The organism is Achromobacter sp. D7-1 (assembly GCF_059760445.1).
In genome coordinates, this window is the sequence record NZ_JCBAMT010000053.1 from 19,026 (window position 1) to 34,305 (window position 15,280).

The 15,280-nt window shown below is 56.9% G+C and carries 13 protein-coding genes and 1 pseudogene; 10 read left to right on the forward strand and 4 right to left on the reverse strand.

Translation table 11 applies throughout. The features are described from left to right. Positions 1–417: 417 nt before the first annotated feature. The 3 genes and pseudogenes from cysS to AC6LKD_RS21080 form a co-directional block, all read left to right on the forward strand. The gene (cysS, locus tag AC6LKD_RS21070) at positions 418–1,821 is read left to right on the forward strand and encodes a cysteine--tRNA ligase (protein ID WP_498117345.1); all 1,404 of its coding nucleotides are present in this window, start codon (positions 418–420) and stop codon (positions 1,819–1,821) included. A 210-nt stretch (positions 1,822–2,031) separates the two neighbouring features. After that, positions 2,032–2,745 carry a phytanoyl-CoA dioxygenase family protein gene (locus AC6LKD_RS21075; RefSeq protein WP_498117346.1) on the forward strand — a complete coding sequence of 238 codons (714 nt, stop codon included), beginning with the start codon at positions 2,032–2,034 and terminating at the stop codon, positions 2,743–2,745. Positions 2,746–2,844: 99 nt separating this feature from the next. After that, positions 2,845–3,165, forward strand: a pseudogene (locus AC6LKD_RS21080) (NADPH-dependent FMN reductase family protein); the annotation flags it as partial. Positions 3,166–3,210: 45 nt separating this feature from the next. Here the strand turns inward: AC6LKD_RS21080 and AC6LKD_RS21085 are convergent. Beyond that, entirely contained in the window at positions 3,211–3,648 is a 438-nt protein-coding gene (locus tag AC6LKD_RS21085; RefSeq protein ID WP_498117347.1) for a hypothetical protein, read from the reverse strand. A gap of 273 nt (positions 3,649–3,921) precedes the next feature. Here AC6LKD_RS21085 and AC6LKD_RS21090 point away from each other — a divergent pair, with 273 nt between their 5' ends. Together AC6LKD_RS21090 and AC6LKD_RS21095 are read left to right on the forward strand one after the other, a co-directional pair. Beyond that, complete coding sequence (locus AC6LKD_RS21090; RefSeq protein ID WP_498117348.1) at positions 3,922–5,124, forward strand: GGDEF domain-containing protein; 1,203 nt, start codon at positions 3,922–3,924, stop codon at positions 5,122–5,124. Positions 5,125–5,484: 360 nt separating this feature from the next. Further along, complete coding sequence (locus AC6LKD_RS21095; protein WP_498117349.1) at positions 5,485–6,009, forward strand: hypothetical protein; 525 nt, start codon at positions 5,485–5,487, stop codon at positions 6,007–6,009. A gap of 257 nt (positions 6,010–6,266) precedes the next feature. Here the strand turns inward: AC6LKD_RS21095 and AC6LKD_RS21100 are convergent, their stop codons facing one another. From AC6LKD_RS21100 to AC6LKD_RS21110, 3 genes are all read right to left on the reverse strand, one after another. After that, a complete protein-coding gene (locus tag AC6LKD_RS21100; protein WP_498117350.1) occupies positions 6,267–8,048 on the reverse strand; it encodes an alkaline phosphatase D family protein in 1,782 nt (593 codons plus the stop codon). A gap of 11 nt (positions 8,049–8,059) precedes the next feature. After that, the gene (locus AC6LKD_RS21105; protein ID WP_498117352.1) at positions 8,060–9,175 is read right to left on the reverse strand and encodes a DUF4062 domain-containing protein; all 1,116 of its coding nucleotides are present in this window, start codon (positions 9,173–9,175) and stop codon (positions 8,060–8,062) included. Positions 9,176–9,604: 429 nt separating this feature from the next. Continuing rightward, a complete protein-coding gene (locus tag AC6LKD_RS21110; RefSeq protein WP_498117354.1) occupies positions 9,605–10,546 on the reverse strand; it encodes a WYL domain-containing transcriptional regulator in 942 nt (313 codons plus the stop codon). Positions 10,547–10,741: 195 nt separating this feature from the next. Here AC6LKD_RS21110 and AC6LKD_RS21115 point away from each other — a divergent pair, with 195 nt between their 5' ends. Genes AC6LKD_RS21115 through AC6LKD_RS21135 form a run of 5 tightly spaced genes read left to right on the forward strand, consistent with a single transcriptional unit; the run spans position 10,742 to position 15,064 of the window. After that, on the forward strand, positions 10,742–11,644 hold the full coding sequence (locus AC6LKD_RS21115) for an AAA family ATPase (RefSeq protein ID WP_498117355.1): 903 nt from the start codon (positions 10,742–10,744) through the stop codon (positions 11,642–11,644). Further along, complete coding sequence (locus tag AC6LKD_RS21120) at positions 11,641–12,114, forward strand: CBASS system Cap8 protein (RefSeq protein ID WP_498117356.1); 474 nt, start codon at positions 11,641–11,643, stop codon at positions 12,112–12,114. Before AC6LKD_RS21115 ends, AC6LKD_RS21120 begins: the two co-directional genes overlap by 4 nt. Next, positions 12,111–12,611 (forward strand): HORMA domain containing protein, encoded by a 501-nt coding sequence (locus AC6LKD_RS21125; RefSeq protein WP_498117357.1) that lies wholly within the window; start codon positions 12,111–12,113, stop codon positions 12,609–12,611. The genes AC6LKD_RS21120 and AC6LKD_RS21125 overlap by 4 nt, the downstream gene beginning before the upstream one ends. Further along, positions 12,611–13,510, forward strand: a complete 900-nt coding sequence (locus tag AC6LKD_RS21130) for a CBASS oligonucleotide cyclase (protein ID WP_498117358.1) — start codon at positions 12,611–12,613, stop codon at positions 13,508–13,510. The genes AC6LKD_RS21125 and AC6LKD_RS21130 overlap by 1 nt, the downstream gene beginning before the upstream one ends. Positions 13,511–13,525: 15 nt before the next feature. Then, positions 13,526–15,064, forward strand: a complete 1,539-nt coding sequence (locus AC6LKD_RS21135) for an SAVED domain-containing protein (protein ID WP_498117359.1) — start codon at positions 13,526–13,528, stop codon at positions 15,062–15,064. The last annotated feature ends 216 nt before the right edge of the window (positions 15,065–15,280 follow it).

The following is a 15,280-nucleotide window of genomic DNA, read 5'->3' on the forward strand; positions in this document are numbered from 1 at the left end:
GATGCTCTGTGTTGCAGCGCTGTGCCTTGTCGCCTTGCTTGCCGGCTGCTCGTCGCCCGGTTCCAAGAACGATGCTGGGAGGGGGGGCGCTGCAATGAGAAAGCTCGCTCATCTGTGCTTCGGCGTACTCAAGACACGTTCATCCTATCGCCCGGATTACGCCTAGTTTCTGGACGGGCAAGACGGTATCTTTTTTCCGCCAGTATTGACCTGCTCAGCCAAAAGCCGCTAGGATTGTGGGCATGTCTACTCGCTTCAAATTCCTCTTTCCGCTGGTCCGTGCATGTTGTCAGAACGTGCCGGGGGGAAACTGCGTCTAGCCATTAGCTGCACGTTGAATCAATCGCCTCTGGCCGCCCGTTGCAAAACCGGCGGCTTTTTTGTTTTTGCCTGCGCCCTTCCATACGGAGAGAGTTGATGCCGCTTGCGTTGTATGACACCTGGTCGCGTACCGTGCGCTCGTTTACGCCAATCCACGCTGGCCACGTCGGCATGTATTGCTGCGGCCCCACCGTCTACGACCATGCGCATATTGGCAATCTAAGAACGTATGTGTTTGAAGACATTCTGCGCCGGGTACTCATTCGCAACGGCTATGAGGTCCGTCACGTCGTTAATATCACCGACGTCGGTCACCTGACTTCGGATGCCGACGAAGGCGAAGACAAGATGGAAAAAGGTAGCAGACGGACCGGGGAGTCCGCATATGCTATTGCTCAGCGCTACACCGAGGCCTTCGTCGCGGATTGGCATGCCCTCAACTTGCTGGAGCCGACGGTATGGTGCCGCGCGACCGATCACATCGCCGAACAGATCGCGTTTATCGGCCAGTTGGATCGGTCCGGCTACGTGTATAGGACTAACGACGGTCTCTATTTCGACACCAGCAAACAGGATGACTACGGCTTTCTGGCGCGGCTTGACCGTGGCGGCCTGCAGGCGGGCAAGCGCGTAGCACTTGGCGCGAAGCAGAACATCACGGATTTTGCGCTATGGAAGTTCAGTCCGGAGGGCGTGGTGCGGCAGATGGAATGGGATAGCCCATGGGGGCGTGGATTTCCGGGCTGGCATATTGAGTGCTCGGCCATGTCGGCGAAACACCTCGGCATCTGGTTCGACATCCACTGTGGCGGAGAAGACCATATCGCCGTGCATCACAGCAACGAAATTGCGCAAACACAAGCGGCCCACGGCACTCGTCTTGCGAACTTCTGGATACACGGACATTTTCTAACGCTCAATGCCGACAGCAAGATGTCGAAGTCGAGTGGAGATTTTGTTCGCTTGCAGACCTTGCGCAGTCGGAACATCGATCCGCTTGCCTACCGCTACCTGTGCATGACAGCGCATTACCGGAGCAAGCTGCATTTCAGTTGGACGTCTCTTGGCGCAGCGCAGACAGCCTTGAACCGGCTGCGGCATCTCTATTCCGGTTGGCCTGACGGTGGCCGCATCGATCCGGATTTCGCCGCGCGCTTCAACGCCGAATTGAATGATGACCTGAATCTGCCGGGGGCATTGGCCGTGCTATGGGAACTGGTCAAGAGCGAGCTCCCACCAGCGACCTTGAAAGCGACTATAGGCAGCTTTGATTTTGTACTGGGCCTCGGGTTACGCGATTGGAACCCAGTTGCGTCTGACGTTCCGGAAAGTATCCGGGTGCTGCTCGGTGAACGCGCTCAAGCCCGAGAGGCAAAGAACTGGGCAAAAGCCGATGAGATACGGAAAATGTTAAACACCCGAGGCTGGAGAGTCGAGGATGGCAACGACGGGCAACGCCTGACTGAAATCGCCACACTCCCCACAGATAGCGGAAGCTAGTGATAACTGCATGGGCGCCGAACTGAATGTCCGGTTGGCACAGGCTCGATTGACCGTTGTGGGTCGAGAACGGTCGGCCATCAAAGGCGGCTCCCGGTCAGTTGCGGATATTCAGCGAGTTGGAATGTGTAATCTATCGAAGCCAGCAACCTACGGATTAAATGACGTTTACGACTTCCAGACAGAAGCCGTTATACGAAAGTCTCGAACATGACAGGCAAAACTTTCAATCAATCAGAGCTCGATTTTTTCCATAGAGAAGGGTACTTGCGATTGAGCGGTGCACATTCCAAGCGCTGTCTGAAGCCGCTTCGAGAGTGCATTCTGCGTGAGCTATCGCGGCTCAAGGTCTGGGCCGGCGGAAAGAGTCTTGGCAGTTCGCTGAACAATTTGTCGCCGTTTCAGCAGATCGCAAAGCTATCCTCGATGGTGAAGATTGCGGATCTGGACAAAGCGCTGAACACGGCGGAAATTCGCAACGCAATCGCTGACCTGACCGGCAGAGCCCCGCAATCCAGCCAAGGTACGCAGCCCTTGCTGTCCCTGCCTCATCAAGGGCCATGGTCTCTGGGCAATCTGAACTGGCACGTTGACCTGGCTGCGAAATCCGGCGCTGAGATTCCCGGCATCCAGGTGTTCTATCTGATTGACGATGTTATTGAACACGGGGGCGCGACTTTAGCGCTGGCCCGTTCTCATCGCGTGGCGGGTGAAACGGCTGGGATGCTTCGTGGATCGTTGAAAACGCCAGATAATCTCGAAGCTGTTCTCAGCGCATCCGGCACCGAGATCATCGAGATGTCGGGACGGGCTGGCGATGTTTTTTTGATGGATATGCGCGTACTGCACACCCCATCCGTCAATTCGTCCAGCCGTATCAGGATGATGGCTACGACTCGTTTCGGTCTGCGCACAAGCAGATAGGGGCGGGAGCTGCTGGGGGGGCGGATTTAACGAAAAAGGTGTCGGACTACAATTCCGCCGCAGCCGGTAGCGGAATTGTAGTCCGACACCTTATCTCTACTGGCGGTCACGCAGGTGTCAGGCGGATCGCAGTCATTCAACGCTGTGAACCAAATGCGAGTGCTGGGGCGTTGGATGCGCATGCCGACCATCCCGAATCAGTCATCGGTCGCCAAGGCTTATCAAGAATTCGACAATGCCGGTCGAATGAAGCCCGCGTCCTACTATGACTGACTCGCCGACGTCATCGAGGAGTTTATGAAGTTCACTCTACTCACACGCGATGTCGGACACCGTTTTTATTGTCGTCGAAGTGCCCGAAACGACCTTGCTTTAGTTTTGAACTACCCACTTCTTTGGGAGAGCGTCAGTCATAACTAATGCGGCAAGTCTGCCGCCGCAAAACCCAACCAGACAGACGGGTTTTCAGCGATACCCTTGCGACCCGCAACTGACTTGCCCGGTATCTGTTTTCCGGCAATGGGTGGCGCCATACTCGCCAACCTGCACTTCCGTCCTGTCGTTCTGCGCGCCAGGGGTACGATCAGCGGGCCGCGCCTTGGCATTGAACATTTCACGCTGATGCAGTTGAGTGCGTGTCGATTGCTCCTGTTCCGCCTGGCGCTTGCGCTCGGTATCGGTCAGGGCCTGGTTAAATTTCTTGCTGAAGTCGGTGTCGCGCGTGGAACTGCGCGAACGCGCTGGCTCGCCGCCTTGGGAACTGCCATTGCGGGCCGCATTATCCTGGGAACTCTGCAGGCTTTTACGGTCTTCAGCCGTGAGATTGTATTGAGCCTGTGCGCTATTGCCGGTCAGCGCACCCAGGCCAAGCAGCGCTGCCAGCCCAAAAACGTACGGTTTCACGTATGGCCTCCTGAAAGATCCTGTTTGTTGAACATGCTCTGAACCGTGGTTTGTTCAGAGCCGCGGGCATTCGTGCTGTGTCTGGCGCCTTTCTGTGCGAAAAGTGTCAGGCTACGATTTTGCCCACCTGGATGCTGCGAAATCGTAGTCTGACACCACTTCCTTTAAGTCGCACGTTGCACTTGACCTGGCTCGGGTTTCCCTGGTTAATGTCGCTGCCTACGGCTTAGCGACTCCAACGCAGGAGTTTTCGCCTCTCTCCACGTCAAGGTTATGGTTGCATCCACTCTCGTTGCCATGCTGTGTGCACATCTTTTGTGCTTTTCGGCCATGTTTTTACTGATTAGCCGTCGCTTGCCCGGCAATAGGATGGGGATGGATTTTTTCGCCGCAGGCAATCTCCTGCTGGCGTTGGCCTATATTCTGCAACTGCTTGAAGGGGGGCCCGCCTGGAGCGTGATGAGCATCGTCAACCACACCCTTACGCTGGCTGCTCCGATCGCCTACTGGCTTGGCGCCATGCGCTTCTTTGGGCGTCAAGTTCGGTTGTGGCGTACGTTGATCATCTTTTCTGTGGTCTATGGCATTGCGCAATGCCTGGTGCAATGGAGTGCAGGGCCTACCGCGCGTTACGCAATGCTTGCGGCGATGGCAAGCGTGCTTTTCTTTGTAATGACAATAACCGTGATCTACGGAGTCCGCACTTTCGCAAAGGACCTGTACGGGGAGATGTTCTTCTTTGCGCTTCTGATAGGCGGGATCTGTATTCTGAACGCGCTGAAGTTCTTGAAAATCGTAGATGGCGGCTTGGATGCGCTGCACATGGATAGTCGATTTCAAATGATCTTCTACATCTACATGTCAACCCTGGCTACCATAGTGCCGCCTTCCATTGTCTGGCTGGTACTGCGACGGCTGACGGATAGTCTGCGCAATATGGCGGCGCGCGATCCCCTGACAGACCTGCTGAATCGCAGGGGGCTTCTGGAGGCGCTGACCCGGTCTTTTAATTCTCGGAATGCCGGACCGGCTCGCTTGCTATTGTTGGATGTCGACCATTTCAAGCGTATCAATGACACCTATGGGCACCAAGCCGGCGATGAAGTCATATGCCAAGTCGCAGACATACTCCGCTCCACGGTTCGTCGCGGCGACTTGACGGGCCGTATTGGCGGAGAAGAGTTTGTGGCGGTCTTCCTGGACGCTGACGGGGACCGTGCAATCCATCTAGCAGAACGTCTGCGTGCCAGCGTTGAAAGGCAGGCAATCAAAGTGACGAGTTCTGGCAATGTGCTGCGCTGCACGGTCACCATTGGAATTTCACCACCTTTCCATGGGGCGCACGGGCTGGAGGATGCGCTTCGGCAGGCTGATGCTGCTCTGTACAGAGGGAAGGCGGCGGGACGCAACCGGATCGAACCAGCAGATGTCATTACTGGCATTTCGGTTGAGAACGCTAAATCAGCGATTGTGTGAAATAAGGAAAAAGGTGCGAGACCATAGTTTTGCAGCATCTAGATAGCGAAATTGTAGTCCGAAACCTTTTTTATACTTTTATTATGCAGGTTGACCAATCGATAGAATTCTCCACTTGACCACTTCGCCACTTCCCTACCACTGATCACTGAACAATAGATGAGACCCTCCCTGCTAGATACCGTCCTAAATGGCGAAAATCCACTTAACGTTCTGTACCTCGAACAAGTAAATTTCAGACCATCGCTCTTTGTTACATTGGAATCGGTGGTCTCTTTGCACGAGACAATAGGTCTCGAAGCGGAATCTTTTGAGGAATCTGGAAATCGAACGTGGAACTATCTCCGAAGCATGATATCGATGCTCAATGTCACTGCAGCCTCTTCCCACGCCGGAGAGAATCGTTGGGTAATGCCGGAGGAGCGTGAAATGATTTTTAAGGAACTCGGACCGCCGCCACCATACTGTTGTCCGCTCTATTTTATTTCTGCGGACGATGGCGAGTTTGAGCGGATTGTGTATGTCGGAAGAATGTCGTCGCGTACCCCGCGCTTCAGAAACGGCCATTCGGCCGTCACTAAATTGCATGCGCCGGAGTATGAGGGATGTGTAAAGAGAGTTTACCTGTGCTCGGTACTATTCAGGGGGGTGGATTTCACATACGCGACGATTGAACAGATCCGGTCGACGGACTATGCCGACGAAATACTGGCATCTTTGGAAGCGCAACTGATCTACTACTTCAAGCCGCCGCTGAACAGTTCGAATAGCGTGACAGAAAACTCGAGGTGGAAATGGTCGATATCGTTGGAGAACAACACGGGGAAGACAAATTTTCTCTCCGGTGCAATGTGCCATCACCCCGATTTGCCTCTATTGATCTAATCTGGTGTCAATAAAAAAGTCAGGACTGTTGGCAACGATTTTTATTTTAAGGGGAAGTGCTCCATCATGCAGCCATGTTACGAAGCACTCTTGGGTCCATTTCAATTCGTCCTGGAAATATGATAGTCAAACTGCAATCTCATAACCGCGATTTTGGTTTGATACCTATTTTCTTGCAGCGCCGGAGTCTACACCAGGCGTGATGGAGATTCTTGAAAAGGTTGTGGCGTGCTTCCCTTGCAGAATCACCTTGAAATTCATGCAATGGGTGCGACTGCGAGCAAGTGATTCGAAAAGTTGATTTCGGCCTCACATCGCCAAGTTGCCCATAGCTTGCACCCATCGGCCGAGCCCATGTCCAACTCCAGGGCCAGCCAGTTGCGCGCTGCCATGACATGTTTGTCGTGCCCAGGGAAAGGCATCACTTCAGCAACGTACTGCACGTCGATGTTTTGAGGTTGCTTAGCATTGCTGTTCAGCCAGGAGAGAAACAGCCGCTCCATCACACCCATGAGCGAAGGATGAACCACGGCCGACGAGGTGAACTGGTGGATCTGGGACCAAGTCTCTGTTGCAGGCAGGTCCTTGCGGTAGGCCGTGCCCCAGGCCGCGACGTGCACGTCGCCCGACACTAGGGACACGCGGATCTTCTTGTCGCGCGCCAAGTGGGAAAACACTTCCAGGAGGCGTTTGCGCTCACCTTCGTGGTCGTCGTGGGACCAGTGGTCCTTCAAGTCGTCGGCATTGCTGTCCGTGACGTGGTCTTGCCCGAACTTGTCCATCAGCAACTCGGCCAGGGGCAGTTTGGGGTGCACTACGGGCACCGAGGACATGAACAGGAGATGCTGACAAGCACTCTTGGGTTGTGCGCCCGCGTTGCCGGATTCCAGGCTGTCAGTCCAATTCTTGATTTGGCCCCAGGTGTCCGAGCCCATCACCTGCGTCCGCGAGCGCTCGGTGCGCAGATCGGCCGCCATGATGGCCACCGGCCCGATGGCGTACGCGGAAGTGAATCCCGGCTGGCCGTCCAGCAGGGGCAGCGCCAACGCATCCTTGGCGAGTACCTGACTCCACACGATGGGCTTGAGCAGCGGGTCTTGTCGGGAAAAACCCGCTGGGGTCGTGTCTTCCTGTTGGGGCAGGTCGTCCAGCGCATGCTGCATCTGAAACACCCAGAAGGCGCGTCGGGCGTGGCGGAACAGCGTCTGAAAGAGTGGGCTGTTCTGCATCTCGCAGCTGTACGAACCCCAGCCGTCGAAGATGTCGTGGTCGTCCCACATCATGATAGTCGGCATCGACGCCATCGCCGCGCTCGCATCTAGCGTGGCCGTGGGCGACGACCAGGGCTTCCGCTCGCCGGGCAGCCAGCGTTGCTTGTACAGTCCGAAGTAGTAGGCCTCAATCTCGCGGTCCAGCGCCTTGGTAACCTTGAACTCCAATTGCGCCTGCCGAGGCAACGCCACCCACCGGCGCAGCGCCTCAATTTCTTCCCAGATCGAGTCGAAGTAGATCTGGTCGCCTCCCATGAGCATGAGATGAAAGCGCTGCAGGCCTTTGTCATGGATGCGCTTCTCATGCCACAACTGCTCCTTGTCCAGCAGCTTGGTTTCGCCTGCAGCTTGTTTTCTGCGCAGCGCGCGGTCGTGGCTGTAGAGCAGGTCTTCCCACACCGCGTCCGACGTCCGGATGAGCTTTCGCATCACGGCCGGGTCCGAAAACCCATTGCACGACACATAGGCCATGCGCGGCGAGAAATCCTTGCCGGGTACCGTCATCCGCCACGTCAATCCACCTGGAATACCGTAGCTCACCGTACGCTCGTTCTTCAAGACCTTGCAGGACAGGTCGTAGCGCAGATAGCGTTCGCCGTTGATGGCCAACAGCTCCTTTGGCGCGGCGCAGACCTTGCCGTCGACCTCCAGTACAGGCGTGACGGCGCCCGCCTTGAGGCCCACTAGCGCGCTTATTTTCCAGACATCACCTTTTCCGATACCACGGAACGACAATACAGGCCCCAGCAGCAGATCTTTTTCATTCATGTTCAGCCTCCTCAGCTATTCATTTCTTTCGCCACTACCTTGACGATCCGAGCACGAGACACCGCCCTGCGTGCCACCAGCACCCCTTCGCCGGTCTGTTGCAACCATTCAAAAAAACGTTGACTGGCGTGTCGCGTCTGCGAATCGTCTCGGCAATTGGCTAAGAAGGCGAATTGCACCTTCTGCACGTCATCGGCCACGAACACCCCAAAGGGGCCGCTTACCACCGTCGCGTCCGGGAAACCCAGAAGCGACGTAGCTTGCGTTTCCGTCGCGCCCCGGTGACAGGCAATCAGATGCAATGGTCCATGTGCCGAAGTCAGCAACTCGGTGCGCTGATGATCTTCTAGGAAGGGCCGTCCCACTAACTCGCGCGCGGCGGCCACGCTGAACGAGGCCGGAATTGCGTGAACCACCACAGCTACGCCCTTGCCATCCAGGTTGACCACCACACCGCCGGCCAATGTTTTGGCGCCTTTGAGCCCGCTCAAGGCCGTTTTGAGCGTTGACTCCATCGCTATTTTTCGCTGACGGAAGTCGAGCCGGGTCCAGTCCAGAGCCTCGCCAACGTCAAAGCGCGCTGATGCGCTGGCCTTCACACCCCGTTGCGCCAGCGAGATCACGGCATCCGAGAGTGCCTCAAACACACGCTCTTTTGCATCGGCCACGGTTTTTACCTCGCCTCCCCGGAAGGCTGTCTGGCGCGAAAGATAGTCCTGAAAGCGCCGGTTGCGCTCGCCTGCCACTCCCTTGGCATCGGCCACGGTCGGCAGCGCCACCAGGCGGACCTTGGCCTGCGCGGAGCGAAGACCCTCCATGTACTCTGCGTGGCAAATGCCGATGTCTTGCGCGCCCGCGGCCCAACCTGCATTGCCATTGGACAGCACGATGAGCACATCGCAATGGCGCACGGCCTGTAGGCAGGTATCCCAACTGTCCTGTGTGCCTTCGGCCGGCGGCGCGTCTTCGTTGATCCAGACCTCGAATAGCTGTCGCCCCAGCACGTGGGCGGACTCAATCTCGGTTTTCAGTTCCTTTCGTAGGTCGGTCAGTGTGGACTTGCTGCCCATGGGAAACGGGTCGAGACATCGGCTGGACAGCATTACTCTGATAAGGGACTTAGCCAAGAAGCGCTCCTGTTTGACTCTCTGCTGATGGACAGTACGCAATTCGGGATGCTTGGACAATTCCTCAAGGACTGGAATTAGCAGGGACTGCTAGTTTGCAGTTCAGTTGCCCGCCATTCAGGTTATTGCCAATGACGAAAGTCAAACGGGAAACGTAAGGACAGCTTTATCCACCGCCCACTGTTCCTTTGACATCATCTTCGTACAGCGTCGTTCGCCCGAAACTAGGCTGCCGTTGCCCCAAGGGATTTAGGTAGTCAGACTACAATTTCGCTCAAGTCTGTTAGCGTGTTGCCACGACCTGTCGGAAATGGATCCAAGCAACGGCTGGGCAGCATGATTCGGATGAGTGATCTGGTCACGAGGATTTTCTGAATTCTATTGGTTGCTGATAGCGTCAGTACTAAATCGAAGTCGGCCTTGAGACGGCTACATCGCCTGAATTGGACGAGACTTCTCTTTTCCTTTTGGATCTTGATAACCAGGCGCCAATTGCGCATTGCTCGCGCCATACAAAGCCAGTGGATCCTTCAACCACAGCACGTACTCAAGCCCTTCCAGACGATGGTCGGGTGAGCAGTCGACAGACCATCTGCGCAGCATGTAGCCCACATTCGCAGCTCGAACCTTCACTCGCATGACGCCATCAACCATTGGGTAGTCCATCGCGACGATCTCGGGCCGCTTGTGCGAGGGATGAGGCACCAGATCAAGCTCAATGATGCGGCTCCATTGAATGTCTTGTTCGGGCGATTCTTCACGCTGCATTTGACTATCCTCAATGAGCATCGGGTTATCCATGCGCGTGAGCACGAAATCCCGAAACTCTTGTCGAAGACGGCAATAGGCACGAATGTGCCAACGCAGACCAACGTCGACTAGAGCCAGTGGCACGATCACACGCTCGGTGCGGCCGGTATCCACCGATGTGTAGCCTAGACGGACGGCCTTGCCGCGATGAATGGCTCGGGTGATTGGAGCCAGGACGGACATTTTCGGCAAGGTGAGGGCGGCAGGTATCTCACACCGAACCATCGGGTGCAACTGATCACCGATGCCTTCGCCGAAACCCTGGGACAGGGCCGTCAGAACACGCCGTGGCGCATGGTCGAATAGAGGCACAAAGGCCTCATCTGGCCGATACGCCTTGGTTGCGCCATCGAGCACCATGTTCTCAGGCGCGATCTCCTTATACAGCGCGATATCTCTAGTGGCGCCAGCGGGGCCTGTTTCGAACCGCGCGATGACATCGGCGCGGCGCAGTTCCCCGAGGAAGTACAGCATGAAATCGATGTGGGAAAGCCTCTCGCGCTGCACGCGGGATAGGCTGTTTAGTAGCTGGGCACTTTGGCCAGATAGGAATTCAGTCATAGGCGAATGATACGCGCTCTTGCTTAGATTATAAAATCTTTAAGAGAATTTAAGTAATCATTTTGATGATGTGATAAGCTAGCTATAAGCAGTCGATCTAGACTTGTGAAGACGTGGTCGCACTATCTGAGCTCCATAGTGGAGTCAGAGGGCGCGCAATGCCGCAATTGCACCGTTAAACGCTTGTTACCAGCCATGTCACTGCCCTCAGAAAACGCCAAAGGAATCCACCGGATCACCGAACTACCCGACCCCAGTCTGCGTGAACTGTGGTCGTCGATCGTGATCGACAAGAAAACCAAGGACCAATTGCTCGCGCAGGCCATCGTGAACTTCACGGTACGGAGCAAAGTCGCGAGAACCGTTCTGCCGCTGCATGGCACGATCCTGCTGATTGGTAAACCGGGCACGGGGAAGACCTCGCTGGCCAAGGGCCTCGCGGCGGAGGCCGCGGCAGTGTTCGACAAGAGTAGGTTCCGGTTGCTCGAAGTCGATCCGCATGCCCTTGGTAGCGCGATGATGGGCAAGACGCAGAAGGCTGTGTCCGACCTCTTCTCGCAGACGATCGCTGAAAGCGCGCTCGCCGGCCCGACCATCGTCCTGTTGGACGAAGTTGAAACCCTTGCAGCCGATCGCAGCAAACTGAGCTTGCAAGCGAACCCCATCGATGTTCACCGCGCGACCGATGCAGTACTGGTTCAGCTTGATGCGCTAGCGGAGACGCACCCAAACCTGCTGTTCATCGCGACCAGCAACTTTCCTCAGGCGGTCGATGCCGCGTTCGCGTCGAGGTGCGACCTGGTACTCGAGATCCCGATGCCGGGAGCAGCGGCCTGCGAACAGATCTTGCGCGAGTGCCTGGACGGCTTGGCGAGAACTTATCCTGCAATCGCCGACCTGCCGAGCAGCGCAAAATTCAATGCTGTGGTGAGTGAGGTCGTCGGTCTCGACGGCCGGGCCATCCGCAAAACGGTTGCGGCGGCGCTCACTATGCGCAAGGAAGTTGCCGTCGCGCCGGGCCAGTTGAAGATCACCGACCTGATCGACGCTGCCAAGGGTGCCAAGGCCGCTCGTACTAGCAACGGAGGTTCGCAATGAGCACAGTCGTCAGCCGCGTGATTCGCAGTTCCCCACATCGCGACTCGGCCCAGACCTGGGCCTTGATCGTCGATCTGCTGACACAATGTAGGGAAGGCTCTACGAAGACGGAACTGCTGTCGGTCGCTGGCGTTGCGGCCTCGATGATCGCCGAGCGCGCGCCTAAGGATGCCGCCATCGTCGTCACCTGCGATGGCCCTAGGACCAGGATCTATTGCCTCTACGACGAAGACGCCATCGACGGGTCGGACGCGAAGGAGGACGCCGTCGGCTTCGACCCGCTAAAGGGCGACTGGTCGGTCTCACTGCCTTGCCCGGCGGACGATCTCATGTGGGTGCAGCGGGCGCTTAAGGCCAAGACCGCCCGGATCACGGCGCGCGATCAATCGGCCACATTAGGCGAGGCCGAGAATGCGGCTGCGTCTTTCCAGGGGCTTTCCCTCAACATTGACACCTTCCTGAAGTCATGAGTGCCGTAGCAGTCTTCTCTTATACGCAATCGGTCGTCTACGTGGCCGACAACATTCTGAAGAGCTTGAAGGACATCATCAGGTTGAGTGGCTTAGATCCTGCCAAGCTGATCGACGATTGGGCTGTTCTTCTGCATGGTCTCAGCACCTGGATCGAGTCTCGCCATCTGGAAAGTGTGACGCTCGAGCTCTTCGACCCGAAGACCGACGGCCTGCTGTTCAGGTGGGACATCGAGGTCGTTTACACCTGGGACGTGTCGGCAGGCACTTTCTGGACCGATACCGAACAACTGAAATGGGCCCTCCAGAAGGCCGGCCTTGTCCCTGAGCAGGCCGCCTATCGCGTTTCGGTACACAGCAAGTCGGGTCGGCCTGACGTACCAGGCTGGAGCAGCTGTACGCTGCGTTCGACTGATGGCATGGTCCGTCAAAGCCTGGGCACTACCATCGAGCACAACGGCTTGAGCGGCAATACCACTTACTGGAGAAAATCCTGATGCTGACCGTCGATGAGGCATTCCGAAAATTCAAGTCCAGGCTTGAACTCAACGAGCGAGAACAGAAAAACGCGAGCGCGAGGCATACGGAGGTTCGCGAGTTTGTGCGCACGAAGTTCGCTATCGATCGCGACTTCCTGACCGGTTCGTATGCCCGCTACACCAAGACCAAACCGTTGAAGGATATCGACATCTTCTTCGTGATGAAACAAGCCGAACGGCACTACCGTGACAAGGCGGCCGGCGTTATCCTGGACAAGTACAGGGAAGTGCTGGTCGAGAAATATGGCGAGAAAGCTGTGCGTCGCCAGAGCCGCTCCATCAACATCGACTTTGGTGTGGACATCAAGGAGGAGGACAAGACCGACTACAAGGTCCTAAGCGTCGATGTCGTGCCAGCCTTCGACTGCGACGATGACTACGAGATTGCCGATGGTGACACTGGGAATTGGATCAAGACCAATCCAGAGAGGCACGCCGACAAGGCCGTGGACGCACATCGTACCTACAGCAGCGAGTGGAAAGGGCTGGTGCGGATGGCCAAGTACTGGAACAACAACAAGAAGCATGACGAGAAGCCGGTGAAGCCCTCGTTCCTGATCGAGGTCATGGCGCTCGACTGCTTGTACGGTGGTTGGAGCGGCCAGTTTGATCGGGAAATGCAGGCCTTCTTCGCTACCCTTGCCCAGCGGATTGGTGAGACCTGGGCGGACCCGGCGGGCTTGGGGCCACCGATCAGTGCTTCGATGGACGCGACACGCATTCAGAACGCGCGGCGCTCTCTCGACGAGGCGGCCCGCCAGGCCGGTGCCGCCATCAACCACGTGCGCCAGGGGCGCAACGGCGAAGCGCTCAAGACGTGGCGCGAGCTTTTTGGTCCTATGTTTCCTCTGAGCTAAGGAAGGGTACGTTCGATGACGCAGGCAGTGGTCACGCGGCGCGATGGAGATACGTTTCAGGCGCGCATGTTCTGGTTGTACGCGGCGCACCTCCTTGATCCGGAGGGCAAGGTGGCGCGCGTGGGGTTTGAGACAGGTCCACGCGGTTTTGACGATATCTGTGTGGAGTATGATCCTGCTCGCGCGCCCAAAAACCAGTTTGGCGATCCGATTCTGGTGGAGCGAATGCAATGTAAGTGGCATGCGACGGGCGGCTACTACACGTCTGAGGACTTGACGCTGCCGGCGTTCATCAACGCGCAGGCCACCTCGATGTTGCAGCGCGCATACAGCGCATTGCAACATGACCGGACAGAGGGGCGGACAACGAAGCTGTCGTTGGTGACAAACCACCGCCCCCATGCCGACGATCCACTGCATGCTCTGCTGCGCATGAAGTCCTTCACCTTGAACATCGACGAGATGTTCTCGGGCAAGACGGAACGCAGCGCCATGTTCAAGTTGCGCAAACTGTGGATGGAGCACCTGAGTATCGACGAAACAGAACTGCGAAACCTTGGCATGGCGCTCGGGCTAGCGCACACCAGCGATTCCCTAGATATGTTGCGTGATCGGCTGGACATTGTCTGCAGGATCGCGGGGTTGAAACGACCGGCCTCGAACTCGAGCAGCACGATCTACGACGGCAACATCTTCGAATGGGTTGGCCAGCGGAGGACCGAGTTCGACCGCAGGACGTTTCGGGAAAAGTGTGGCGACGAGGGCTTGCTCGCAACGCCGGAGACGTCAACGCGCATGTACGGCGTGAAAACCTTCGAGCATGCGTCCGATCGGCTCGAACTTGTATGCGAAGACACGCTGAATATGGTACCGGCGTTCGATGACCGCTTCATCCGAGACACCGAGGCGTGGAAGACCTCGCTGCAGCCCCGCCTGAAGGAGTTCCTGCTCGGTCTGCCTGCAAGCGATGGGCACCTGCAGCTAGCGATCGACGCACACGCGACGATCGCGTTCGCTGCCGGCGCGGTGCTCGATACCAAGTCCGGTCGTGTCACCGAGATCGTGCAGCGCTCGCCGATGCGCGTCATCTGGTCTCCGACCGACCAGCCACCCACACCTTCGTGGCCCACTTGGGTGTTCGACGAGGAACTCATCTCCGCCGAGGGTCAAGGGACGGCATGCGCAGTGAGCCTGACGCGCGACACTGTGCCCATGGTGCGCCAGTATGCGACGCAGAACTTGCCCGGCATTCGGCGCTTGCTAGTTGCAAGGCTCAGTGTCGCTAGTGGACAGAGCGTTGTCGCATGTGGGGCGCACGCGAATCAATTGGCTGAGTCGCTGGTGGATCGGCTCAAGAGCGATCGCGAGTCGGACCTCGCCCATTTGATGGAGCGCGTGCACCTCTTCGTGGCCGCGCCGAACGCCTTTACGTTCTTCCTCGGCCGCCATGTTCAAGTCTTGAAGCCTGTCACACTATACGAGTTTGACTTTGGTCGAGAGCGCCACGGCTCGTATGACCCATCGTTGTCGTACCCGGATATCGAGCGGCATTGAGCGCGTTGGAGTGACCATGGCTACTTGACGGTTACACTACGGATTCACTGGATACCGAGATTGGCGGGGGGCCGACGACTGCTCTGCGCGATTCAGTGCGGGTTCACTTGCTGATGGTCGCCAGCCGCGATCGCTGCAAAGCAGTCGTAGATTTAGTGAGCCGAAATTTCCACTCCGGGTCGAAAGCAGCATCTGGTTTACTGGGCGGTATCCACC